Genomic DNA, 22,957 nt, shown 5'->3' with positions numbered 1-22,957 from the left:
TTTAGATAAAAGAGAAATTATTCATTACTGGAGGAGACAATGAATCAATCTATCATATATGTGGTTTCGGATTCAGTGGGTGAAACAGCTGACCTTGTGACAAAGGCAGCAGTGAGTCAATTTAGTAATCATAATATCACGCTTAAGCGAATACCATTCGTGGAAGATATATCGACCATTGATGAGGTATTGAGCTTAGCTGAAATGGATAATGCAATTATTGCTTATACATTGGTAAAGCCGGAAATACGCGAGTATATGGCTAAAAAAGCTGCAGAAAAAGAGATCGTATCCTTTGATATAATTGGACCTTTCATCGATACGCTTGAAAATAAGTTTGGAGAACAAGCTTTAAATGAACCTGGATTGGTTAGAAAGCTGGATGAAAATTATTTTAAGCGTGTTGAGGCAATTGAATTTGCAGTGAAATATGATGATGGAAGAGATCCAAAAGGAATTGTCAAGGCTGATATTGTACTATTGGGTGTATCACGTACCTCAAAAACTCCTTTATCTCAATTTTTGGCACATAAACGATTTAAGGTGGCGAATGTCCCGCTTGTTCCAGAAGTTGAACCTCCTGAAGAATTATTCAAGATAAATCCTAATAAGTGCATTGGATTGGCGATTAGCAGTGAAAAATTAAACAATATCAGAAAAGAACGTTTAAAGTCTCTTGGATTGAATGATAGTGCGGTTTATGCAAATATGGATCGCATAAAAGAAGAATTAGCTTACTTTGAAGCAATTGTTAATAAATTAAATTGCCCAGTTATTGATGTAACTAATAAGGCCGTAGAAGAAACTGCAAATATTATTGTTAATATCGTAAATAAACAACAATAAAAAAGGCATGCGGAAGCATGTTTTTTACATGTAAAATATAGGATTATGTTATACGAGTGAAAAGTGTGGCAATTTGACAAGATTTATTTTATAATAAAAAATCGTGATAAAATACCTTTCATCAGGTTTAGAGTTATTTATAAAGGAATAAACTAGAATAAGCTTTTAAAAAACAAAAAGTCAAGAAGTCCTAAAAAAAATAATTCGACAAATGGATAATCAGCCTGGAAAAAAGAAGGATTAAGATGAGAGATGTAGAAATACAAAGGAAGAGTCGTTTAACGGTTTTTGTAGATGCGGATGCCTGCCCGGTTAAAGAAGAGGTTTTGAGCGTATGCAAACCATATGAAGTAGATATTAACTTTGTGGCAGCCTATACCAATACTACCGACCGTTATCCTGATGTTACCTGGAAATGGGTAGAACCGGGAAGAGATGCGGCAGATTTATATATATTAAATCATTTAAAGCGGCATGATATTGTAATTACTGAAGATATAGGATTGGCTGCAGGATGTCTTGCTAAACATGCTTACGTCTTAACATCAAGAGGTAAAGAGATAACAGATAATGAAATTGATTCATTTCTTGAAACCAGGCATTTGAATGCAAAAGCAAGGAGATCCGGCAAGTATGAAAAAGGGCCAAGGAAAATAAAGGACCTTGATAAAAATAAATTTTCGGAAGCATTACAAAAAATATTGTCGAAAATTGAAGGATTTCAGGGACCGATATAGAATTAAGTTATTCATGCTTATTATGAAACAGGTGTTAAAATTTGAAAAACCAATTAATACCAGAAGAAACAGTGAACGCAATTCGCAATAAAAATGATATCGCTGATGTCGTTGGTGAATATGTTCAGCTAAAAAAACAAGGTCGAAATTACTTTGGTCTATGTCCATTTCATAATGAAAACAGTCCATCATTTTCTGTAGCCCCTGATAAACAAATCTTCCATTGTTTTGGATGTGGTGCCGGAGGGAATGTATTTACATTTTTAATGGACATAGAAGGATATTCCTTCACAGAAGCTGCAAAAAGTTTGGCTGAGAGGGCCAATATACCATTAGATATTCATGAAAATGAATCTTCGGATGGGACAAAGCCCCGTCATGAACTCGATGATATGAAGGAAGCACATGAGCTGTTAAGGAAATTTTACCATCATTTGCTTGTAAATACAAAACAGGGTCAGGACGCCCTGGAATATCTGCTGAGTCGTGGATTTACAATGGAATCCATAGAAAAATTTCAGATAGGGTACTCATTGGATTCCTGGGATTATGTGCATAATTTCCTAAAGAAGCGAAACTTTTCAATCGAACGTATGGAAAAAGCAGGTTTGCTGGTTAAACGGGAAGACGGACAGAATTATTTCGATCGATTCCGAAATAGAATTATGTTTCCGATCTTTGACAGGCAAGGTAAAACAATTGCTTTTTCTGGAAGAGCGCTTGCAGCCGGTGATGAACCAAAGTATTTAAATAGTCCTGAGACACCTCTATTTAACAAGAGCAAAATAGTATATAACTATCATCTGGCTCGCCCGTTTATAAGAAAAAAAGGCGCAGCTATCTTGTTTGAAGGATTTGCTGATTGTATATCTGCAGATCGTGCAGAGGTACACAATGGTGTTGCAACGATGGGTACAGCATTAACGGAACAGCACCTTCAATTGCTTAAACGAAGTACAGATACCATTATCATCTGTTATGATTCGGATGCCCCGGGGATAGAGGCAGCAAATAAAACGGCTGATTTGATTCGGGAGAGCGGCTGTCAGGTGAAAATTGCAGTCATGCCTAATGGGTATGATCCCGATGACTATATCAAGGAATTTGGAGAAGAAAAATTCCAAAATGATATAATAGGGGCCGCTCATACGTATATCTCTTTTAAAATGATTTACCATAAAAGAGGGAAGAACTTTGCAAACGAAGGAGATAAGATGGACTACATCGATCAAGTCCTTCGTGAAACAGCAAAGCTTGATAGTGAAGTGGAAAGAGAATTTTATTTGAGGCAAATTGCTACAGAATTCACACTTTCTCTTGATTCTTTGCTTAATCAACAGAGCAAAGTGGGTAAACATAATAAGAAGGCAAAAAACTCTCCTAATCCGAATAACCAAATGCAAGCATTTGCTACTGTGCGTAGGGATAATCGGATGAAACCTGCTTATATAAAAGCAGAGGAGACTTTGCTGGCTTTAATGCTCCATGATCGTGAACTTGCATTTCGTATTCAAAAAATGCTTGGAGAAAATCAGATGATAGTGGATGATCACCAGGCCATTATTACGTATTTATTTGCTTTTTATGAAGAAGACCACGAAGCTGATACAAGTTTGTTTCTGCATTTTCTTCCGGATCCAAATTTACGTAAGATTGTAACAGAAATCGAAATGATGACCTATAATCACGATCCGAGTGAACAGGAATTAAATGATTATGTCCACCAAATCACTAAATATCAAAAATTATTAGTCATTAAGGAAAAAGAGGCAGAGCTACTTGAGGCCACAAGAAGACAGGACACAAGCCGTGCTGTCGAATTAGGAATCGAGCTCATCTCGTTAAGAAATTCTTTATGACTTTAAATAAGAAGTGGATTGAGAAGGAGGGGAACAAATGGCTGAAAAGTCAGCACGTTCCAAAGAAAAAGAAGTAGATAACAACACAGAAATGACATTAGATCAGGTAAAAGAATTTATTACAGAGCTAGGGAAAAAGCGAAACCGCCTTACCTATGAGGATGTAGCAGAGAGACTTTCCAGCTTCGTGCTTGATTCAGAACAAATGGATGAATTTTATGAATATCTTGGAGAACAGGGTATTGATATAGTGAATGAAAGTGATGCTGATGATAATCCAGGGACTCAGGAACTTGAAAAAGAAGAAGAGTTTGATTTAAATGATCTAAGTGTTCCTCCAGGTGTAAAAATTAATGACCCTGTACGCATGTACCTAAAGGAAATTGGTCGTGTTGATCTATTATCTGCTGAAGAAGAAATTGTTTTGGCAGAGCGTATAGAAGAAGGCGATGAAGAAGCGAAAAGACGTCTGGCGGAAGCTAACCTTCGTCTCGTTGTCAGCATTGCGAAAAGATACGTAGGACGCGGCATGTTGTTCCTTGATTTGATTCAGGAAGGTAATATGGGGTTAATTAAAGCAGTTGAGAAATTTGACTACCGTAAAGGTTTCAAATTCAGTACGTATGCAACATGGTGGATCAGACAAGCTATCACTCGTGCTATTGCTGACCAAGCCAGAACAATCCGTATTCCGGTGCATATGGTAGAAACCATTAATAAACTAATCCGGGTCCAAAGACAGCTCCTTCAAGATTTAGGACGCGAGCCTTCTCCAGAAGAGATAGCTGAAGAAATGGACTTAACACCGGAAAAAGTTCGCGAGATTTTAAAAATTGCTCAAGAACCTGTATCATTAGAAACACCAATTGGTGAAGAAGATGACTCTCACCTGGGAGATTTCATTGAAGACCAGGATGCCACATCTCCTTCTGATCATGCAGCATATGAATTATTGAAAGAACAGCTGGAAGATGTATTGGATACTTTAACAGACCGTGAAGAGAATGTTCTTCGTTTACGTTTTGGGTTAGATGATGGCAGAACCCGTACATTGGAAGAGGTTGGTAAAGTATTTGGTGTAACACGTGAGCGTATTCGACAAATCGAAGCGAAAGCTCTTCGTAAATTACGCCATCCGAGTCGCAGTAAACGTCTTAAGGATTTCTTAGAATAGAATATACCATAAATTGGTTTGAAAATAAAACAGCTCTACTGGATTTTCTAAGTAGAGCTGTTTTTTTATTGTAATAAAGTAGACCTATTCATTTTGACCTTGAGTGGTTCGGTTTATCAGTACATATTAATGTTGTTTGAAATCAATAAACTGGCTTAGGGGAGTGTATGTAAAGAGTTTTCAGTGGGGTGGAATATAGAGAAATACCATGTCATTGACTGGGAATGTTATCCCGAAAATTGATTTGAATTGTAGAAAACTTTGAAGAAAATGCAAGTTATAACTTTTCCAAAATTGGTTTTTACAGTAAAATAAAGAAGGGTAAATGTAAGTTGATGGTTAATTAGTATTTACATAGGGGAGGGGAACTACTATGAAAAACAATGCATTTATGCCATACATTTTAATTATGGTGATTGGTCTTACACTAGTCTTTTTCTTATCCATTAAGGGCCTTGGGGATGCTGATAAAATGGCCAAGGAGAAAGAAGAAGGTGGAAAAACAGAAGAAACAGCAAGTGCTGATAAACCTGAAGACATTTATAAAGCACAATGCTTATCTTGTCATGGCGGTAATTATGAAGGTGGAGCAGGTCCGAAGCTAACTGGGGTTACGGATAAAGAGCTTATTAAAGATCGTATCGTAAATGGTAAAGGCATGATGCCTGGCGGACTTGTCCCAGAAGACAAAGTTGACGATATGGTTGAGTTTATAGCTGGCTTAAAATAAGTATACGAGCGGGACTCTAAAAGAGGTTCCCTATTTTAAAAACAGGTTAAGGAAACGATTTCGTTTTCCTTAGCCTGTTTTTGTCTTTTTCTGTTATTTGAGAATAAGCTTGCTTAAGTGGAAAGTTCTTTACATTAGCTAAGCATATCCTGTCGGGTAAATACAATAAAGGAAACAAGCAGGGCGCCAAGTCCCCATATTGCTAAAATGGACAAGGAGAAAGGTAAAGTCATTCCATCAACCATGGGCATACTACCTGATAGATAGTCGATTAATTCCATATTCACACTGTAAATATATTTTGCCCCATCCCAGGCCGTTGCAAATCCTTTTAAAATAGCGCCTGCAATAAGGGAAGCAAACATAACCCCCATACCACCAGGCGTGTTACGAATCAGTATAGAGACCATAAGAGCGATTGTACCTACGATAACGCTGACATACCAAACGAGTCCTGCTGACATTAAAATATATTGCCACTGTGGAATGAGCCGGATGGAATCAGTAATCAAGTTGCCATTAGCATATTCGAACCCTGTCGCTATCGGTAATTTCCAGCCCGAAAAATTAAAGAATATTCCAGCTAACAAATAAGCCATAGCTATAACAATTAAAACAATTAATGAAATAAATAGGAGCAGTGTCACATATTTGCTTAAAAGAATCTTCCACCTTTTCACAGGTCGGGTTAGTAATAATTTTATTGTGCCGTCACTGCGCTCTCCGCTGATTATATCAATCGCCACTATCATCACGAGTAAAGGTATAAACATGCCGATTCCCTGCTTTAGGAACTCCCTTACAAATGTTGGAGCACCCGGAGAGCTTGGATTAATATCATGCTCCAAATAGTATTGTTGCTGTTTAACCTGAATGCTTAAATAATGTTTCCACTCTTCTGATATCCCGGTACTGCTAAGGCGGTTCTGACCTTCGACAATTCTCTGCTGAAGAACAACGCGCCAGTCATCTGTACCCATCCGTTTCTCAGTTTCTTTTGTCTGTTGGTTTTGAGCATAAAGGAAAATTGGAATCAGAACTAACAGGATTAGGATGATAACGGCAATACGCCGCTTTTTAATTATTTTTTCTGCTTCGTTAAATACGAGTTTACCGAACTCAATCATGATTGATTCCCCCTGTCAGCTCCATAAATAGATCCTCTAAGGTTAATGTCTTTTCATAAACAGAATGTACGTTAATCCCATTTTCAATCAATAATCGATTGTATGTACTGATTAAATCCGATTGTAAACTGCAAATCAGCAGATTATCTTTTATTTGTAGATCTTGTATGTTTTCTTTTGTTTTCAATAGGTCATATGCTTCTCTTATAGGAGTGACCTTCCACTCGACCCTGTCTCTGGAATGATCAAGTAAATCCTTAACCGTAGAAACGGTAATCATTTTTCCTTTATTGATAATGGCTACCCGGTCACACATTAATTGGATTTCACTTAATAAGTGACTGGATATAAATACGCTGATACCTTCTGTTTCAACTAAATAACGGACAAATTCACGTAATTCCCGTATTCCCGATGGATCAAGGCCATTAGTAGGTTCATCTAATATTAATAATTGCGGATTTCCTAGTAACGCTTGGGCAATTCCAAGGCGTTGCTTCATCCCAAGAGAATAAGTTTTAACTTTGTCGTGTATTCTGCTTTCAAGATTTACCTGCCTTATAATATCCTCGATTCTGTTATCCGGGACATCTCCGAGCATCCGGGCAAACTGTTTGAGATTTTCCCAGCCTGTCAGATACGTATAGAGCTCGGGGTTTTCTACAATCGAGCCTACCTGGCGCATGGCTTGCTTAAATGATGTTCGCAGGTTGTAACCAGCAATTGTAATGGTTCCTTTTGTTGGTTTAATTAAACCGACCAGCATTCGGATGGTAGTTGTCTTACCTGCACCGTTAGGCCCTAAAAAACCAAAAACTTCTCCATGCTTCACTTCAAAGCTGATATCTTCAACAAGGTGATTTCCCTTAATGACTTTGGTTAAATGATCTACTTTTAATACAGATTGACTCATTAATCAATCCCCTCCCAACTGTTGTTGGCTTGCGATGGACTGGATTAATCGTTCTGATATAGCCTCGTAGCCTTTTTTATTTGGATGAAAATGATCCGTGTACAAAAAGTTTTTTCCTTGACCCTGAAATAAGTCAAATACCGGAATGATATGTAATTCGGGGTATTGGGTAGCTAATGTTTGCAGCTGGTGATTCCAGTCAATAACAAACTTAGACGTGTCCCCTAATTCCTTGAATTCTTCAAAGGGATTGTACAGGCTGATCCAATAGATAGGTGCATCCGCATTATTTGACCGGATTATCTCGATAATTTTCTTGCTGTTATTAACAAAAGTATTTGTATCTGGTATATATTCAGCGAGGTTGGTTGTTAATGTTTCGACACCGGGAAAGAGATCATTTCCTCCAATTGTCATAACTATTAAATCAGCATTCTTAAGAGTATGCTTGGTGCCTGAAGTATCAAGAAGGGTTAGTAAATCGGTTGTTTTAGCTCCGCTGATTGAGAGGTTGGACAAGCTAATCTTCTGATTATAGTCCTCTGTTAATTTGGTGCTTAATCTTTTTACATATCCATCTCCGCTATCATCGCCAACACCTCGAGTTAAAGAATCGCCAAGAGCAACAATAGACAATTTTGTGGTGTCTTTTTTAGTAAGCGGCTCTTTCTCTTTTACCGTTTTATACTGATTAATCTCCTTAGGGTTTATAACTGCCCTGGTACCCTGAATAAAGCCAACGAGTAATAGAAACGCTGTCAGTAAACTAATGATAAGGATTGTACCGGTTACCCACCTTTTTCTCATTTACGCACCTGCTTTACTATAGTTTGGATGTTGATATAGTTTCAGTTTTCACGTTCCTATCTCTATTAAACCAAAATATTGAAACAAGGAGGAATATTTTGGCTGAAAAATATGTTCTGAAGAAAGTCCTTTGCAATAGGGGATGAGTTTTCTTATACTAAAGAAATAAATGAATTCCTATTAAGAGTGGAGTATGAAGTAATGAATGTAGATAAATTATCAAAAAGATTAACGCGAGTAACCTCCTATGTGCCAAAGGGCAGTGTTTTGGCTGATATTGGATCTGACCATGCTTATTTGCCTTGCTATGCAGTTAAAGAAGGCATCGTGCAAAAAGCTATTGCAGGAGAAGTAGTGGAAGGTCCGTTTCAATCTGCGTTAAGCCAGGTGAGGGAATCTAAGCTAGAAGACTCTATATCCGTTCGTAAAGGAAATGGGCTGGAAGTCATATCTCATGGAGAAGTAACATCCATTACAATATGCGGTATGGGTGGGTCTTTAATAACGAGTATTTTAGAAAACGGAAAATCTAAACTATCAGGACGGGAGACCTTAATTCTTCAACCCAATATTGGTGCTCAGTTTATCCGGAAATGGCTGATTGCCGAGGGTTGGGAATTGAAAGCGGAAGAAATCCTGGAAGAGGACGAAAAAATATATGAAATTTTAGTAGCGGAAAAAGGAGAGCCATTGAAGTCTTATCGAGAATTACCTTTTGAAGCAGCAGAATTAATGGGGCCATTTTTATTGAAAGAAAAGAATCCTATCTTTATGAAAAAGTGGACAATGGAGTTAAAGCATTGGAATAAGATTTTGAAACAAATAGAGTCCAGTGAAAACGAACGGACTCAGGAAAAGAAAGAAGAAATCCAAAAATCCATAGAGTTGGTAGAGGAGGCGCTTCAATAATGAAAACACCGAATGGTTATGAAGTCATCCAGCTTTTTGAAAGCTTTTCTCCCAAATATTTAGCTGAGGATGGAGATCCAATTGGATTGCAGGTAGGTAGTCTTGCTAAAAAAGTAAAGAAAGTTATTGTGGCATTGGATGTAACGGAAGAAGTGGTTGATGAAGCTGTAAATCAAGGTGTAGATTTAATAATTGCACATCACCCGTTAATTTTTCGGCCATTAAAAAAAATCATCCCTGATCAGCCTGCAGGGAGAACGATTGAAAAATTAATTAAAAATGATATTGCTCTGTATGCAGCGCATACGAATCTTGACATCGCGGAGGGCGGGGTCAATGATATGCTTGCTGATGCATTGGGACTAGAGAATACTTCTGTTTTGAAGGTTACCCATCGAGAAAAACTTTACAAATTAGCCGTATATACGCCTACTTCAGCTGAAACTGAAGTGCGTGAAGCATTAGGAAAAGCTGGTGCAGGCAATTTGGGCAATTACAGTCATTGCAGTTTTACCCTATCAGGCACGGGTAGATTTAAGCCAAATCAAGAGGCAGATCCGTATATTGGGTCTTCTGGCGAGTTTGAACACGTAGAAGAAGTAAAAATAGAAGTAATTGTTCCGGAATCTATTACAAACAAAGTCGTAAAAGCAATGCTCAAAGCTCATCCTTACGAAGAAGTCGCTTACGATTTGTATGTTCTTGAAAACGAGTCAGGTAAGGAATTTGGTTTAGGTCGAGTAGGTGCTATCTCAGAGGCTATGTCTTTAAGAGAATATGCAGAGCATGTCAAACAGGCACTGGATGTAACTTCTGTTCGTGTAATCGGGAATCTGGACGCGATAGTGAAGAAGGTAGCTGTTTTAGGTGGAGACGGTGATAAATTTGTAAGAACAGCTCAATTTGCTGGTGCTGACGTATTTATTACTGGAGATATTTATTACCATACAGCCGTTGATTTTAAACAAGAAGGCATGAATATCATTGACCCTGGCCATAATGTTGAAAAAATTATGAAACAGGGCGTCGCTAAAAAAATGACCTCCCTATGCAAAAACGCTGGCTATGAGGTAGAATTTATCGCATCAGAAATAGACACAAATCCATTCCAGGTAATCTAAAAAGCTGAGGCGGCTTGCCCAGAAGCGAGGAGCATAAGACAGGGGCTCGGAAGGAGGTGTTCTTTCCTCCTGTAGAGGTCATGCTTATGTCCTGAGCTTCTAGCCGTCGAAGCTGGATTGACTAAAAGGCTGAGACGACTGTCCAGGCCTGAAAAGCATAAGAGAGAGGCTCGGAGGGGATGTTCCTCCCCCGCAGAGGCTATCCTTATGACTCGAGGGACTAGGAGTCGAAGCTAGATTAAATAAAAAGCTGAAGGGCCTTGCTCAGGAGCGAGGAGCATAAGACAAAGGCACGTAGGGGATGCATAAGAGGAGGTGCGTAGGGAGAACGCTTTTTTCTCCCGCAGCAGCTACACTTATGACTCGAGCGGTTAGGCCCTGAAGCTGGATTACATAAAAGGCTGAAGGGCTGTAAAAGGAACGAAGACTAAAAGCGCCACGTCCTGTGGAAACGTCTTCATGACCTACATCCTGTAGGCCCGCGAGGAGCATAAGACAGGGGCTCGGAAGGAGGTGTTCTTTCCTCCTGTAGAGGTCATGCTTATGTCCTGAGCTTCTAGCCGTCGAAGCTGGATTGACTAAAAAGTTGAGACGATTGGTTGAGGAACAAAGACTAAGAACGCCACGTTGTGTGGCCACGTCTTTGTGACCAAAACGTCCTGTCTTATGATGACTCGAGCGGTTAAGGCCTGAAGATAGAGTAATAAAAAGAAAAAAGGACCCCTGGGTCCTTTTTTCTTTGTAGCTATTGCATTATTTCACTTTCACTTTAGGTAATATTTTGGAAAGAGGTACTTTCTTTTCCGTTTTCCATGTCGATGAATCAGCCGGGTCGAACTGTTCCAAGAATGTAATGACTTCTTTGGTAATAGGTGTTGGTGTGGATGCTCCAGCTGTTACACCAACTACTTGAGCATCTTTAATCCATTCTATTTCCAATTCGCTGACATCAGCAATTCGATAGGCTTTTGTATGGGCGATTTCTTCCGATACCTGTGCCAATCTGTTTGAGTTATTACTCTTAGGATCTCCAACTACAATAAGAACGTCAAGGTCTTTTGCTTGCTCAGCAACAGCTTCCTGACGGACTTGAGTAGCCATGCAAATTTCTTTATGAATTTCTGCTGCAGGATATTTTTTCTTAACTTCATCTATTAAGTCGGCAACATCCCACTGACTCATAGTTGTTTGGTTGGTCACAATGATTTTCTCGTTTTCAATTGTGAGGTCATCAATATCTTGTTTGGACTCAACGAGATGGACGATATCCGGGGCTACACCAACGGCGCCTTCAGGTTCCGGGTGGCCTTTCTTACCGATATAAATGATATCATATCCTTCTTTTTCTTTTGCTTCAATTAAATTATGAGTTGCTGTTACATCCGGACAGGTTGCGTCAATCGTTACAAGCCCCTTTTGTTTGGCAATTTCTCTTACTTCAGGTGAGATACCGTGAGCAGTAAAGATGACAGTGCCGGAATCAACCTTCTCGATTATTTCTTTACGGTCTTTGCCGTCGAGGGTGATAATCCCATCTTGTTCAAACGCTTCCGTTACATGCTGATTATGAACAATCATACCCAGAATATAAATAGGGCGTGGCAAAGTTTTATCTAAAGCGGCATTTCTGGCGATAACCATCGCATCAACAACGCCGTAACAATATCCTCTTGGGGAAATTTTAACTACTTTCATTAATTCAAAAAAACCTCCTTGCTCCATGTCTGTTTGACAGATGGAGTGTTTCTTATATTATAAGCGAGTGATTAAAAACTTACAAAAAGAAATCCTTCGGGAGATATTGCATATGTAGAAAAGCGCTCCTTTTAGGGGCGCTGTATAGTTAGATGAAAAGCTTTGGCAGGGATGGTTTCACATTTTGAGGTTTCGATTTTATTATTGTGCTTCCAGGAAGCTCGTGTGAATAGTCTATTTCGCTAGATTCATTCTTTTCCTTTTTAGAGCTTTTAAGAGAAGCTGAAGATTCTATATGGTTGGATGACTCCAAAATGTTTGAGTCGACCTGATCGATAGCTTCTTCTTGATCTTCTGCTGTAGTTGCATTTAATCCCCGATAAATTTTCCACATGGATGGTAAATTTTTAATTAAAGGTCCATATTGCTGAACTTGGCGAACCATTGGTACCACACGTTCCCCTGCTGCTAACACCTTTTGCGTACTGTTCATAAAATTTGTTAAAGTGGAACCTCCTCCGGCAGCTTTAGCAGCTGTACCGGCACCCTGTGCCAAGCCGGAACCTCCTCCTCTGCCAAACAAAGAAGCCAGAAATCCTCCTCCTTGCTTGGGAGCACTTGCTGCTCCAAAAGGAATTCCTCTCCTTGGCATAGGTGGACCGAATAATCCTCTTGTATTAAATTGTGGTGGGGCAGAACCTCTGATAAAGCCTGGTCCTCGTGGCGGGCCGAAAATGGGTGGTCTCATAGGCGGCATATTTAACCCTCCTTTCTATTCAATATTTTACTTAAGTTCCCATAATAGAATATGTCAGTTAGGGACGGTAAAGTGCGAATATATGAAAGAATAGGCTTTTAATCTACAAAAACTTGTTATTAGTCCTTCACATAAGGTAATATGAGAAGGATAGTTGCTAAAAAGCTTGTAAGCATGTCAGAAAGTTGGTAAAAAATGAGTTCATTTAAAATGTTTAAGTTACCCGAATATGTATTGGAAGCTGTTGAGAAGGTAGGATTTAAGGAGCCGACAATCATACAGGAAAGAGTCATTCCAGCTGTATTTAGCGGTAAGAGTATTATAGGGCAGTCACAAACTGGCACTGGAAAAACCCATTCTTTTCTATTGCCGATCATGGCTAAAATCAATCAGGAAAAGATGGAAGTACAGGCTGTAATTACGGCACCGACGAGAGAATTAGCGGCCCAAATTTATAAAGCTGCTGTTTCTTTGAATGAGAAATTTCCTGAAGATAAACAAATTCATATAAAAAGCTATGTAGGTGGAACAGATAAACAACGTTCAATTGACAAGCTCACCGTTCAACCTCAGCTTGTGATCGGTACACCTGGTCGTATTAAAGATTTATCGGAAGAAAATGCGTTGAGTGTTTTTTCTGCCGATATTTTAGTAGTTGATGAAGCTGATTTAATGATTGATTTAGGATTTATGGAAGATGTGGATAAAATCGCTTCAAGGATGGCTCCTAAGCTGCAAATGCTAGTATTTTCTGCGACAATTCCAGAAAAGCTACAGCCATTCTTGAAAAAGTATATGAACAATCCGAAACATATCCATGTGGATCCGACAAAAGTGTCTGTAGAAAAATTGGAGCACATTCTCGTTCCTGTTAGACACCGAGACAAGGTTCAATTGGTTAAGTCAATTATTGAACTTCAAAATCCTTTCCTTGTGCTTATTTTTGCTAACACAAAGCAAAACGCAGATGAGCTGGCAGATGCCCTCCTTGAAAAGGGATTGCAGGTAGGAAGACTACACGGTAACTTACCGGCAAGAGAAAGAAAAAGGGTTATGAAAGAGATTAATGCTCTTAAATATCAATATGTTGTAGCGACAGACCTAGCAGCAAGAGGTATTGATATTGAAGGTGTAAGTCATGTGATTAACTATGAACTTCCTCAGGACTTGGATTTCTATATCCATCGCTGTGGCCGTACAGCGCGCGCAGGTATGTCCGGAGTCGCTGTTACCCTTTATGAAGAGAAGGATGATCAAGCTCTGAATAAACTCGAATCCATGGGTGTAACATTCAGCAACCGTGACGTAGTAAAAGGTGAATGGGTTGAAATTGATGACCGCAATAAGCGTAAAAAACGTAAAAATTCACCTAAAGCAGCCGGTGAGGTAAAGAATTATGGTAAATTCTCTAAGCATTTACGTAAAGTAAAGCCTGGCTATAAAAAGAAAGTTAAAGCAGAAGTAGAAAAAATCAAAAAGAGAGAAAGACGCTTAAAGAAAAGATAAAAGATAAAAGGGGGCAAATGGATGCTTAAAATTGGATCACATGTTTCCATGAGCGGAAAGAAAATGCTTTTAGGCGCAAGTGAAGAAGCAGCTTCTTATGGTGCCAATACATTTATGATTTATACAGGCGCTCCTCAAAACACAAGAAGAAAGAAAATCGAGGATTTAAATATTGCAGCAGGCCTATTGCATATGGAGGAAAATGGAATGAGTGATATCGTTGTCCATGCTCCTTATATTATCAATATCGGTAACGCAGTAAATCCCGCTACTTTCCAATTGGGTGTTGATTTTCTTCGTTCGGAAATCGAACGGACGGAAGCTCTGGGGGCCTACCAAATTGTATTGCATCCAGGTGCTCATGTCGGAGAAGGTTCAGAAGTAGGTATTAAAAAGATCATCGAGGGATTAAATGAAGTCATTACCCCTGATCAAAAAGTCCAAATCGCATTGGAAACGATGGCCGGCAAGGGCTCAGAGTGTGGAAGAAGTTTTGAAGAATTAGCGATGATTATCGATGGAGTTACACACAATGACAAGCTGAGTGTTTGCTTTGATACTTGTCATACGCATGATGCGGGTTATGATATTGTGAATGATTTTGATGGCGTTTTAAATCATTTTGATAAAACTGTCGGTGTAGATCGTATTAAAGTGCTGCATATTAATGACAGTAAAAATGAATGCGGAATGAGAAAAGACCGACATGAAAATATCGGGTATGGAAAGATTGGTTTTCAACCTCTTCATTACATTGTCCATCATCCACAATTAAGCTCTGTACCAAAAATATTAGAGACTCCATTTGTGGGTACGGATAAAACAAACAAAAAAGCACCGTATAAACATGAAATTGATATGCTAAGAGATGGAGCTTGGGTAGATTTTCAAGCTTCCATGCTTGGACAAACGGTATAAAGAGAAGGGGAGCAGTACATCTGTACTGCTTCCTTTTTAAATTCCGGTCATGCTATAAAATATTTTCTCGATTTTCTGTGCTTTCTCTGCACCGGTAATTTTCTCGATATTTTTTAAAAGCTGTTTTCGTTCAGTCTGATCAAAAATATTTACGGATTTCCCCCGGATTAGTTTGGTTATTTCCTCAGCTTCCGTTTTTTTTAAAGTTAAACCATTCTGTCCGGCAAAATCAAGCAATTCACTGGCAGTGATACGATTGATTTTTAAGTTAACAATGCTTTCAAATAGCTTCAAATTACCACCCCATGTTTACCATATGAAAAGGACAGAAAAAAATGAACTAAATTATACAATATTAAGTAAATGTGTTTACTTTACTGAAATTGTCCTGTATACTACTTGAGATAAATCGTAATCATTCTTATTAACAGGTGGCCGATTATGAATAATGACTTAATTAAAATTGAACATGTTACTTATAAATATGAGAGAGAAAACGTTCTGGAAGATATTAATTTATCCGTCAAGGATGGAGATTTCCTCGCTATTGTCGGGCCGAATGGTTCTGGCAAATCAACATTGCTGAAGCTGATGCTTGGATTAAATAAAGTACAGCAAGGTGAGATTTTCTTGTTCGGTGAGAAAATAAACAAATTTAAAAATTGGGAGAAAATTGGCTATGTATCACAAAAGGCCAATTCCTTTAACAGTGGTTTCCCAGCCACAGTGGAAGAAGTTGTAGCTAGCGGATTAACGAAGAAAATAGGACTTTTTCGTTTCTATAATAAAACTCATCGCCAAAAAGTGGTGAAAGCGCTCAAAGAAGTAGGAATGAAGAATTTCATCAAAAGACCAATTGGAGAATTATCGGGCGGTCAGCAACAACGGGTATTCATTGCAAGAGCACTGGTCAGCGATCCTGCTATGTTAATACTGGATGAACCTACAGTTGGTGTAGATGTAAAGAATGTTACTAATTTTTATGACCTGCTTTACGATTTAAACCGTAACCTTGGATTGACACTTATTTTGGTTACTCACGATACTGGTACCATTACAGAAAAGGTCACTCATATTGCTTGTCTAAATAAACAATTGCATTTTCACGGGAATACATGTGAATATGAACATTTAGATGATAAGGATATGTCAGCTTTTTATGGCCATGATGTTTATACATTAACACATGATCATTAATTTGGAGGAAGTAGTATGTTATCAATGTTTCAGTATGAATTTCTACAAAATGCCTTTCTAGCAGGGATTGTAATTGGTATTATTGCTCCGCTGTTGGGTGTATTTATTGTAGTTCGAAAACTCTCCTTAATTGCAGATGCCCTTAGCCATGTAACCCTGACTGGAATTGCATTCAGTTTGTTACTAAGTAAGGAAGTGCCTGCAATGGGTCCTATTAATCCTTTATATATGGGGATGGCCTTCTCGGTAACGGGATCGCTTTTTATAGAGCGACTGCGTTCCGTCTATAAACATTATCAGGAACTTGCCATTCCAATCATTCTTTCCGGAGGAGTAGGGCTGGGAGCGATTTTTATCTCGCTCGCTAATGGCTTCACGACTGATTTATTTGGATATTTATTTGGAAGTGTCAGTGCGGTAAGTCGGACAGACTTATGGATTGTTTTGGCAATCAGTATTGCTGTTATCGCAATTGTTATATTCCTATATAAAGAATTATTCCTTTTATCCTTTGATGAGGAGCATGCTAAAACTTCCGGAATACCGGCTAAAGCGATTCATTTTATCTTTATCGTGCTCGTTGCTTTGGTTATTGCCATTTCTATGAGAATTGTGGGTGTCCTGCTTGTTTCTTCATTAATGACTTTACCGGTAGCGGCTGCCTTAAAAGTAGCGAAGGGGTTTAAACAAACCATTTTTATTTCCATTCTGTTTGGAGAATTGGCTGTAATAGGCGGATTATTCACATCATATTATTTAAATCTTGCTCCGGGTGGTACAATCGTTGTATTGGCAATTATCATTCTTTTAATCACAATTTTTATCAAGAAATGGAGAATGACTGCGTAAGGAGGTATCTGAAGATGGATGTTAAAGAAGCAATACAACTCTTGAAAGATAAGGGCTACAAATACACTGAGAAGCGTGAAGACATGCTTGAACTTTTTTCGAAGAGCAATCGTTATTTAACAGCCAAAGAAGTCCTTGAAAAATTGAAAAGTTCATACCCAGGTATGAGCTATGACACGATATACCGAAATTTATCCTTGTATGCAAACTTAGGGATTCTAGAAACCACTGAGCTTTCTGGTGAAAAAAGATTCCGATTTGCTTGTGTTGGAAATCATCATCACCATCATTTCATTTGTATGGAATGCGGAAAAACTCGTAATGTAGAGTTATGTCCAATGGAAAAAATAACAGAGGATTTTAAAGGATATGATATTTCAGGACATAAATTTGAAATATACGGAAGATGCCCAGATTGTTTGCAAGAGAATATACAACAAAGTAACTAGAAAGGAGCCATTCTGCGATTGGAGAGTGGCTCCTTTTTATTACCGATTTTCCTTAGCCCAATGGTTTACCCACTGATAGGCTTCCGCCCAATTTTCCACCCTGATTACATTGTTTGGGATAGCCATCCGATTATAAGGTGCGTCAAATAAGATGACTGGAATTTCACATTCTTCAGCGATTGCAACAGCGTTATCGTGCTTATCCTCAAAGAAAAGATCGATTTTGTGTTTTTTTACCGTTGCAACCTTATTATGCGTACCGATTAATTCGATGTGGTGATACAGTAAATCGTTTTTACTGAACCACTCCTTTGTAACTGGCAATAAAGTTTGATTTCTGGCGCTGATGAAAAACAGTTCATATATTTCTTTCCATTCCTGTAAAACTCGTTTGGCACCTTTTGCCATAGGTGATTCAGAATAAATGATGGGTTCGTGTTTTTGAAACCAAAGATCAAATTCATGCTCTGGAACATTTACAAACGGATAAAATTCATATTGGTTAATATCCTCTAATGTTAATTGCAAGCGAAAGGCTTTGTTGATATAAGGAAGCATGGAATCCTGTGTAGTGATGGTACCATCAATATCTATTCCAAAACGTTTAGGTTTTGACATGAAGCATTTCCTCCAAAATATGTTTGTCTGTAGTTTACATCAAAATGCGACAAATTGCTTTTCTAAATTTTGTAGATTCATGAAACAATCCCTGCTTATGAGTTAGCCTTTTATGGAGCAAACTAGGAAGGCTTCAATAAAGGAAGGTAGGGAATGCTATTGTCAGCCTCAAAAAGACATTGGAATGCCAGAAATAAAAGAGATAAATTTAAAAATGAAGACGTGTGTCAAAAGCTCAATTATCGTGAGGAGACCGGGGCAGAATTTATGGATTCTGCTGAATACAGACGTCAAAGTCAAACAGAAAATAATAATAAGACCACTTCTAAGGCTAGCAGCTTTGGTATAGTGGCGTTAGCCTTGTCAATTGCCTCTCTATTTTTTATGCCGGTGATTTTTGGGACAATTGGCATTGTCGCAGGGATTTTTGCGATGAAAACTGAATCGCGTATGATGGGGATAGCAGCAATAGTAATTGGTGTATTTTCTGTTGTTGCTGGTCTTTTGGTATATCCCTTTTTCTAATACAGTAGGCCTGAAATCGGTTATGGGCTTTCAAATCTCAGGATAGTTTAGGGATTGGATTTTTATCCAATCCCTCCATCCATAAATAACAGATATAAAAAAGAACTTCAAAATAATAATTATTTTGAAGTTCTTTATTTACATATACTAGGAAAAAGAATAAATTCTCATACCTTTAATTAAGTTTAAAGTTTCTGTTTCGAACCTGAATTGCTTCTGCTTAATTTAAGACAGGCTTGCTTTTTCTTTTTCAATTCTTTGTTTTTCGTAATACTCTTCAGCAAGAACATCGATTTCTTTTTTTAGTTCCTCAACCATTATTTCTTCTGGCACTTTACGAACGATTTTACCCTTGCGGAACAATAGACCTTCTCCGCGAGCACCAGCAATGCCGATATCTGCTTCTCTTGCTTCGCCAGGTCCGTTAACGGCACATCCTAATACCGCCACTTTAATTGGAGCTTTAATTTTTTGAATATATTCATCCACTTCGTTAGCAATAGAAATTAAATCAATCTCTATACGTCCGCATGTCGGACATGATATTAAGGTAGCAGAATTGGCTGATAAACCAAATACTTTTAACAGCTCTCTGGCTACTTTGACTTCTTCAACCGGATCAGCACTTAAAGAAATACGCAAAGTATTCCCAATACCTTTACTTAATAAGGCACCAATACCGGCAGAACTCTTAATCGTTCCTGAAAATAACGTGCCGGATTCTGTGATTCCAAGGTGAAGTGGATAATCAAAGGCCTGTGCCGCCTTTTCATAGGCTTCAATTGCCAAGCGTACATCAGATGCTTTCATTGATACAATGATGTCATGGAAGTCTAAGTCTTCTAGAATTTTTATATGATGTAAAGCACTCTCAACCATACCGTCTGCAGTTGGGTAACCGTATTTTTCGAGGATTTTACGTTCTAAAGATCCTGCGTTGACCCCAATACGAATTGGAATCCCTTTCGCTTTAGCTGCTTTTACAACGGCTTCCACTTTTTCGCGTCTGCCGATATTGCCCGGGTTAATACGGATTTTATCAGCTCCGCCTTCAATAGCGATTAAAGCCAGACGATAGTCAAAGTGAATATCAACTACTAAAGGTATATTAATACGTTTTTTTATTTCAGAAATTGCATGAGCAGCCCGTTCATCAGGACAAGCTACACGTACAATTTGGCAGCCCGCTTCTTCTAAACGATTTATTTCCGCGACTGTTGCTTCTACATCATGTGTTTTCGTTGTCGTCATACTTTGTATTATAACTTCATCGTTGCCACCGATAGTCAGTGGTCCCACTTTTACGGGGCGGGTTTTTGTACGATGTATTAGTTCACTCACTGGTCATTCTCTCCTTTTAGGCTGTTTGCCTCAATACCAATAAATATATTATCTTCTAAATTATTGTATCAGCGTTTTAGCTAAAATAACAATAAAGTTGATTATGAATTGGCTATTTAGTAATTTTTAAATCGGTAAGTTTGTCCGATTTCTATTTCTTCCGGTTTCATTCCGTTATTTAATAAAGAAAAGTCTTCAATCATTTGATCAATCGGTACTGGGATAGTACCTTCATTTTTCTCTATTATAGAAAGAACGGTATCTCCCGGCTCTACTTTTATATTATAGTAGTTTTCATTCATTTTATCCATATTCTCGGAGGAGTAGGCGGGAAGGGTGCCTACACTTATATCAAAATATATCGAGTAAGCTATAATACAAAAGCCGATAAACAGGATTATTCTTTTCATCTCTTTCGCACTCCCTCTATCTTTTACTAGAGTATATGAAGTTAGTAGAGATAATAGAATTGATTTTGAAGGATTTTTTTAGAGTTAACGTTTAGATAGAATAGAGGAAATGTTGAGCTGGATAATCAGTATTTAATAATAGAGGATATAAATAAACCCTTCCGCAGAAATTCGGAAGGGCTACACTTTATGATTGTATAGTCTTTTGTTTACTTTTTGGAATAGGCATTTCTTTAATAGTCAGGTAGATCATCATTAGTGTAATAAACCATTTGACATAAACATCACCTATTACAGGAACCTGAATAAAATTCATAAACGTAAAGAACGTTACGGCTAATGTAAAGCTGTAAGTGGCTATCCTCCACTGCTGTCCAAAAGTAGCTTTTCTGTTCATGGAAGTTACAAATAAGCCGGTAAGATAGGCTAGAAGTGTAATCTCTAAGAAGAATATTGCTGTTGTAAATAGATACATGACTAACATACATAGACCGATAATTATGTATAAAGATGTTTTTGCAGATTTAATATAATCGCTGGCCTTTTCATTGGTTAATTCAAGACCGGGTATCATAGAATAAGGAATTGTTTGTGATTCCCCGTCTGCAGCAATGACAAATTCATCCTGTAGTATTCCAAAGTCTATTCCAGTAGGGCTGGTGATATCATTTGCATTCAGACTACCGGTGCTGTCAAAATGGAACGTAGCTACATCATCATTAATAATGACAGGTAATGATTCATCTGAATGAAGTCTGCCATCTTTAATTTCGAATTCAGGAAAATCTGTCGTTAACGCTTTTGCTATATGATCTGCCCCATCTAGTATTGCATTTGTAAGATAGATCGATGATGGTAAAATAGTTATTAGAGATAATAAAAAAGCATAGAGGATGGTTTTCCCTATACCCTGAAAGCGAAAGGACGCAATATGCTTTGGCGAGTATAGGCTTTTAATAAATTGTGAGAATATATTCATGGGCTACAACACCTTTTTTTAAATTCATTCTTTATTCTATCTGGCTTATGTCGATAAGACAAGAAAGTTCTGCTTATTATAGCGAAACAAATCGAAAAAGTGTTAAGTGTGTATTGAATTAGGGTATTTGAGAGGAGTGTCGAAGATGGAATGGATGTATTGGCTTATTATTTGGCTGGTATTTATTATTGGGTTTGTAGGATTGATCTATCCTATTATTCCAAGTGTTCTATTTATAGTAGGTGGAATGCTTTTATATGGGGTATTCTTTTCATTTGAACCGTTTTCGTGGTTTTTCTGGATTGTACAGGGAATGTTTGTTTTACTGTTGTTTGGAGCAGATTATTTGGTCAATCTTTTTGGTGTTAAGAAATTTGGAGGTTCAAAAGCAGGTGTTTGGGGTAGTACAATAGGATTGCTGATTGGACCGTTTGTTATTCCTTTTCTTGGTATTATACTGGGACCGTTTTTAGGTGCAGTCATAGCTGAATTGTTGGTACATAAACAGTCGCTAAAAAATGCAGTGAAAATTGGTATGGGTTCTGTCGTTGGATTTGTCGGCAGTGTGATAACCAAATTTATCATTCAGATCATTATGATTGTGTATTTCTTTATCCGAGTGCTCTGATAAGGCATAAAGGTTGAAATAAACGGTTTCAATTGCTAATCTTAAGATAAAGACTTTCGTAACACATGAACTTACAGAATTGCCCGAAAGTACTTATTATTACAATTATTAGGAGGAGAGAATTATGACTTATTCTTTACCACAATTACCGTATGAGTATGATGCGTTGGAGCCTCATATCGACAAAGAAACAATGAATATTCATCACACAAAACATCATAACACGTATGTGACTAACTTAAATAATGCTTTAGAAGGACAGGAAACATTGGCAGCAAAAAGCTTGGAAGATCTTTTAGCTGACATCGACTCTGTACCTGAAAGCATTCGTACTGCTGTTAGAAACAATGGCGGTGGACATGCTAACCACACATTATTCTGGAATATTCTATCTCCTAATGGGGGCGGACAACCAGAAGGTGAATTAGCTGATGCACTAACAGCTAAATTTGGAAGCTTTGAAAACTTTAAAGAAGAGTTTGCGAAAGCTGCTACAACTCGTTTTGGTTCCGGTTGGGCTTGGCTTACTGTTAAAGATGGTGAACTAGAACTTTCCAGCACTGCTAATCAGGATTCTCCATTAATGGAAGGTAAAACACCAATCCTAGGTCTTGATGTTTGGGAGCATGCATACTACTTAAACTACCAAAACCGTCGTCCTGAATACATTAATTCTTTCTGGAATGTTGTAAATTGGGATGAAGTTTCTAAGCGCTACGCAGCAGCAAAATAATCGTATAATAAGTGTGGGTACAGGAAACGAATCCGAATCGTTTCCTGTATCTTTTTTTGTGCAAAAAATAAAGGATCTGCTGTTAACAAATACCAAATGATTTAATTCTACATAAGAGGATTATCTACA

General features: G+C 38.0%; 25 protein-coding genes. 15 read left to right on the top strand and 10 right to left on the bottom strand.

What is annotated here, in order from left to right; genetic code table 11:
• The first annotated feature begins 39 nt into the window (after positions 1-39).
• From AC4BHA_RS07495 to cccA, 5 genes are all read left to right on the top strand, one after another.
• Entirely contained in the window at positions 40-846 is an 807-nt protein-coding gene (locus AC4BHA_RS07495; RefSeq protein WP_066105209.1) for a pyruvate, water dikinase regulatory protein, read from the top strand.
• 245 nt (positions 847-1,091) lie between these two features.
• Positions 1,092-1,583, top strand: coding sequence for a YaiI/YqxD family protein (locus tag AC4BHA_RS07490; RefSeq protein WP_066105206.1), 492 nt, complete (start codon positions 1,092-1,094; stop codon positions 1,581-1,583).
• A gap of 41 nt (positions 1,584-1,624) precedes the next feature.
• On the top strand, positions 1,625-3,442 hold the full coding sequence (dnaG, locus tag AC4BHA_RS07485) for a DNA primase (RefSeq protein WP_139892589.1): 1,818 nt from the start codon (positions 1,625-1,627) through the stop codon (positions 3,440-3,442).
• A gap of 37 nt (positions 3,443-3,479) precedes the next feature.
• Positions 3,480-4,616, top strand: coding sequence for an RNA polymerase sigma factor RpoD (rpoD, locus tag AC4BHA_RS07480; protein ID WP_066105200.1), 1,137 nt, complete (start codon positions 3,480-3,482; stop codon positions 4,614-4,616).
• A 373-nt stretch (positions 4,617-4,989) separates the two neighbouring features.
• Positions 4,990-5,346 carry a cytochrome c550 gene (gene cccA / locus AC4BHA_RS07475; protein WP_066105198.1) on the top strand — a complete coding sequence of 119 codons (357 nt, stop codon included), beginning with the start codon at positions 4,990-4,992 and terminating at the stop codon, positions 5,344-5,346.
• Positions 5,347-5,480: 134 nt separating this feature from the next.
• Here the strand turns inward: cccA and AC4BHA_RS07470 are convergent, their stop codons facing one another.
• From AC4BHA_RS07470 to AC4BHA_RS07460, 3 genes are read right to left on the bottom strand one after another with little or no spacing between them, the layout of a single operon-like run.
• Positions 5,481-6,473 (bottom strand): ABC transporter permease, encoded by a 993-nt coding sequence (locus AC4BHA_RS07470; RefSeq protein ID WP_066105195.1) that lies wholly within the window; start codon positions 6,471-6,473, stop codon positions 5,481-5,483.
• Entirely contained in the window at positions 6,466-7,386 is a 921-nt protein-coding gene (locus AC4BHA_RS07465; protein ID WP_066105192.1) for an ABC transporter ATP-binding protein, read from the bottom strand. The genes AC4BHA_RS07470 and AC4BHA_RS07465 overlap by 8 nt, the downstream gene beginning before the upstream one ends.
• A 3-nt stretch (positions 7,387-7,389) precedes the next feature.
• Complete coding sequence (locus tag AC4BHA_RS07460; protein WP_490558387.1) at positions 7,390-8,193, bottom strand: GDSL-type esterase/lipase family protein; 804 nt, start codon at positions 8,191-8,193, stop codon at positions 7,390-7,392.
• 201 nt (positions 8,194-8,394) lie between these two features.
• Between AC4BHA_RS07460 and AC4BHA_RS07455 the strand changes: the two genes are divergently transcribed.
• Positions 8,395-9,102 carry a tRNA (adenine(22)-N(1))-methyltransferase gene (locus AC4BHA_RS07455; protein ID WP_066105189.1) on the top strand — a complete coding sequence of 236 codons (708 nt, stop codon included), beginning with the start codon at positions 8,395-8,397 and terminating at the stop codon, positions 9,100-9,102.
• A complete protein-coding gene (locus tag AC4BHA_RS07450; RefSeq protein WP_490558386.1) occupies positions 9,102-10,223 on the top strand; it encodes a Nif3-like dinuclear metal center hexameric protein in 1,122 nt (373 codons plus the stop codon). The genes AC4BHA_RS07455 and AC4BHA_RS07450 overlap by 1 nt, the downstream gene beginning before the upstream one ends.
• Before the next feature lie 753 nt (positions 10,224-10,976).
• Here the strand turns inward: AC4BHA_RS07450 and AC4BHA_RS07445 are convergent.
• Positions 10,977-11,918 (bottom strand): 4-hydroxy-3-methylbut-2-enyl diphosphate reductase, encoded by a 942-nt coding sequence (locus AC4BHA_RS07445; RefSeq protein ID WP_066105183.1) that lies wholly within the window; start codon positions 11,916-11,918, stop codon positions 10,977-10,979.
• 148 nt (positions 11,919-12,066) lie between these two features.
• The gene (gene vrrA / locus AC4BHA_RS07440; RefSeq protein WP_139892582.1) at positions 12,067-12,675 is read right to left on the bottom strand and encodes a VrrA/YqfQ family protein; all 609 of its coding nucleotides are present in this window, start codon (positions 12,673-12,675) and stop codon (positions 12,067-12,069) included.
• Between the two features lie 210 nt (positions 12,676-12,885).
• On the opposite strand from vrrA, the gene AC4BHA_RS07435 reads away from it, so the two are divergent.
• Together AC4BHA_RS07435 and AC4BHA_RS07430 are read left to right on the top strand one after the other, a co-directional pair.
• Positions 12,886-14,181, top strand: a complete 1,296-nt coding sequence (locus AC4BHA_RS07435; RefSeq protein WP_225983608.1) for a DEAD/DEAH box helicase — start codon at positions 12,886-12,888, stop codon at positions 14,179-14,181.
• Positions 14,182-14,202: 21 nt separating this feature from the next.
• A complete protein-coding gene (locus AC4BHA_RS07430) occupies positions 14,203-15,099 on the top strand; it encodes a deoxyribonuclease IV (protein ID WP_066105178.1) in 897 nt (298 codons plus the stop codon).
• Positions 15,100-15,135: 36 nt separating this feature from the next.
• Here AC4BHA_RS07430 and AC4BHA_RS07425 read toward each other — a convergent pair whose 3' ends face one another.
• A complete protein-coding gene (locus AC4BHA_RS07425) occupies positions 15,136-15,393 on the bottom strand; it encodes a DUF2624 family protein (protein ID WP_490551125.1) in 258 nt (85 codons plus the stop codon).
• Positions 15,394-15,540: 147 nt separating this feature from the next.
• Here AC4BHA_RS07425 and AC4BHA_RS07420 point away from each other — a divergent pair, with 147 nt between their 5' ends.
• The 3 genes from AC4BHA_RS07420 to AC4BHA_RS07410 are packed head-to-tail and all read left to right on the top strand — an operon-like array spanning position 15,541 to position 17,594.
• The gene (locus tag AC4BHA_RS07420; protein WP_490551127.1) at positions 15,541-16,296 is read left to right on the top strand and encodes a metal ABC transporter ATP-binding protein; all 756 of its coding nucleotides are present in this window, start codon (positions 15,541-15,543) and stop codon (positions 16,294-16,296) included.
• Positions 16,297-16,311: 15 nt separating this feature from the next.
• Positions 16,312-17,145 (top strand): metal ABC transporter permease, encoded by an 834-nt coding sequence (locus AC4BHA_RS07415; protein WP_490551128.1) that lies wholly within the window; start codon positions 16,312-16,314, stop codon positions 17,143-17,145.
• Positions 17,146-17,159: 14 nt separating this feature from the next.
• Positions 17,160-17,594 carry a Fur family transcriptional regulator gene (locus AC4BHA_RS07410; RefSeq protein ID WP_066105166.1) on the top strand — a complete coding sequence of 145 codons (435 nt, stop codon included), beginning with the start codon at positions 17,160-17,162 and terminating at the stop codon, positions 17,592-17,594.
• 39 nt (positions 17,595-17,633) lie between these two features.
• Here the strand turns inward: AC4BHA_RS07410 and AC4BHA_RS07405 are convergent, their stop codons facing one another.
• On the bottom strand, positions 17,634-18,212 hold the full coding sequence (locus tag AC4BHA_RS07405) for a 5' nucleotidase, NT5C type (RefSeq protein WP_490551129.1): 579 nt from the start codon (positions 18,210-18,212) through the stop codon (positions 17,634-17,636).
• A gap of 153 nt (positions 18,213-18,365) precedes the next feature.
• Here AC4BHA_RS07405 and AC4BHA_RS07400 point away from each other — a divergent pair, with 153 nt between their 5' ends.
• The gene (locus tag AC4BHA_RS07400) at positions 18,366-18,737 is read left to right on the top strand and encodes a hypothetical protein (RefSeq protein WP_490551130.1); all 372 of its coding nucleotides are present in this window, start codon (positions 18,366-18,368) and stop codon (positions 18,735-18,737) included.
• A 225-nt stretch (positions 18,738-18,962) separates the two neighbouring features.
• Here the strand turns inward: AC4BHA_RS07400 and ispG are convergent, their stop codons facing one another.
• From ispG to AC4BHA_RS07385, 3 genes are all read right to left on the bottom strand, one after another.
• Positions 18,963-20,078, bottom strand: coding sequence for a flavodoxin-dependent (E)-4-hydroxy-3-methylbut-2-enyl-diphosphate synthase (gene ispG, locus AC4BHA_RS07395; RefSeq protein WP_490551131.1), 1,116 nt, complete (start codon positions 20,076-20,078; stop codon positions 18,963-18,965).
• A gap of 116 nt (positions 20,079-20,194) precedes the next feature.
• A complete protein-coding gene (locus tag AC4BHA_RS07390; protein WP_490558385.1) occupies positions 20,195-20,488 on the bottom strand; it encodes a hypothetical protein in 294 nt (97 codons plus the stop codon).
• A gap of 187 nt (positions 20,489-20,675) precedes the next feature.
• A complete protein-coding gene (locus tag AC4BHA_RS07385; RefSeq protein WP_490551133.1) occupies positions 20,676-21,467 on the bottom strand; it encodes a DUF1189 domain-containing protein in 792 nt (263 codons plus the stop codon).
• 145 nt (positions 21,468-21,612) lie between these two features.
• Between AC4BHA_RS07385 and AC4BHA_RS07380 the strand changes: the two genes are divergently transcribed.
• Together AC4BHA_RS07380 and AC4BHA_RS07375 are read left to right on the top strand one after the other, a co-directional pair.
• Complete coding sequence (locus tag AC4BHA_RS07380) at positions 21,613-22,095, top strand: DUF456 domain-containing protein (protein ID WP_148630156.1); 483 nt, start codon at positions 21,613-21,615, stop codon at positions 22,093-22,095.
• Positions 22,096-22,219: 124 nt separating this feature from the next.
• On the top strand, positions 22,220-22,828 hold the full coding sequence (locus tag AC4BHA_RS07375) for a superoxide dismutase (protein ID WP_140462014.1): 609 nt from the start codon (positions 22,220-22,222) through the stop codon (positions 22,826-22,828).
• Positions 22,829-22,957: the final 129 nt, after the last annotated feature.

The sequence above is a fragment of the Pradoshia sp. Z3_51 genome (assembly GCF_058215915.1).
The sequence above is the reverse complement of the archived record's forward strand: the minus strand, read 5'-3'. Positions and strand labels throughout refer to the sequence as shown.

What these genes read in the sequence shown, in the direction of transcription:
- AC4BHA_RS07495 (WP_066105209.1), top strand. Translation starts at nt 40, where the DNA reads ATGAATCAATCTATCATATATGTGGTTTCGGATTCAGTGGGTGAAACA.
- AC4BHA_RS07490 (WP_066105206.1), top strand. Translation starts at nt 1,092, where the DNA reads ATGAGAGATGTAGAAATACAAAGGAAGAGTCGTTTAACGGTTTTTGTA.
- rpoD (WP_066105200.1), top strand. Translation starts at nt 3,480, where the DNA reads ATGGCTGAAAAGTCAGCACGTTCCAAAGAAAAAGAAGTAGATAACAAC.
- cccA (WP_066105198.1), top strand. Translation starts at nt 4,990, where the DNA reads ATGAAAAACAATGCATTTATGCCATACATTTTAATTATGGTGATTGGT.
- AC4BHA_RS07470 (WP_066105195.1), bottom strand. Translation starts at nt 6,473, where the DNA reads ATGATTGAGTTCGGTAAACTCGTATTTAACGAAGCAGAAAAAATAATT.
- AC4BHA_RS07465 (WP_066105192.1), bottom strand. Translation starts at nt 7,386, where the DNA reads ATGAGTCAATCTGTATTAAAAGTAGATCATTTAACCAAAGTCATTAAG.
- AC4BHA_RS07460 (WP_490558387.1), bottom strand. Translation starts at nt 8,193, where the DNA reads ATGAGAAAAAGGTGGGTAACCGGTACAATCCTTATCATTAGTTTACTG.
- AC4BHA_RS07455 (WP_066105189.1), top strand. Translation starts at nt 8,395, where the DNA reads ATGAATGTAGATAAATTATCAAAAAGATTAACGCGAGTAACCTCCTAT.
- AC4BHA_RS07450 (WP_490558386.1), top strand. Translation starts at nt 9,102, where the DNA reads ATGAAAACACCGAATGGTTATGAAGTCATCCAGCTTTTTGAAAGCTTT.
- AC4BHA_RS07445 (WP_066105183.1), bottom strand. Translation starts at nt 11,918, where the DNA reads ATGAAAGTAGTTAAAATTTCCCCAAGAGGATATTGTTACGGCGTTGTT.
- vrrA (WP_139892582.1), bottom strand. Translation starts at nt 12,675, where the DNA reads ATGCCGCCTATGAGACCACCCATTTTCGGCCCGCCACGAGGACCAGGC.
- AC4BHA_RS07435 (WP_225983608.1), top strand. Translation starts at nt 12,886, where the DNA reads ATGTTTAAGTTACCCGAATATGTATTGGAAGCTGTTGAGAAGGTAGGA.
- AC4BHA_RS07430 (WP_066105178.1), top strand. Translation starts at nt 14,203, where the DNA reads ATGCTTAAAATTGGATCACATGTTTCCATGAGCGGAAAGAAAATGCTT.
- AC4BHA_RS07420 (WP_490551127.1), top strand. Translation starts at nt 15,541, where the DNA reads ATGAATAATGACTTAATTAAAATTGAACATGTTACTTATAAATATGAG.
- AC4BHA_RS07415 (WP_490551128.1), top strand. Translation starts at nt 16,312, where the DNA reads ATGTTATCAATGTTTCAGTATGAATTTCTACAAAATGCCTTTCTAGCA.
- AC4BHA_RS07410 (WP_066105166.1), top strand. Translation starts at nt 17,160, where the DNA reads ATGGATGTTAAAGAAGCAATACAACTCTTGAAAGATAAGGGCTACAAA.
- AC4BHA_RS07405 (WP_490551129.1), bottom strand. Translation starts at nt 18,212, where the DNA reads ATGTCAAAACCTAAACGTTTTGGAATAGATATTGATGGTACCATCACT.
- AC4BHA_RS07400 (WP_490551130.1), top strand. Translation starts at nt 18,366, where the DNA reads ATGCTATTGTCAGCCTCAAAAAGACATTGGAATGCCAGAAATAAAAGA.
- AC4BHA_RS07390 (WP_490558385.1), bottom strand. Translation starts at nt 20,488, where the DNA reads ATGAAAAGAATAATCCTGTTTATCGGCTTTTGTATTATAGCTTACTCG.
- AC4BHA_RS07385 (WP_490551133.1), bottom strand. Translation starts at nt 21,467, where the DNA reads ATGAATATATTCTCACAATTTATTAAAAGCCTATACTCGCCAAAGCAT.
- AC4BHA_RS07380 (WP_148630156.1), top strand. Translation starts at nt 21,613, where the DNA reads ATGGAATGGATGTATTGGCTTATTATTTGGCTGGTATTTATTATTGGG.
- AC4BHA_RS07375 (WP_140462014.1), top strand. Translation starts at nt 22,220, where the DNA reads ATGACTTATTCTTTACCACAATTACCGTATGAGTATGATGCGTTGGAG.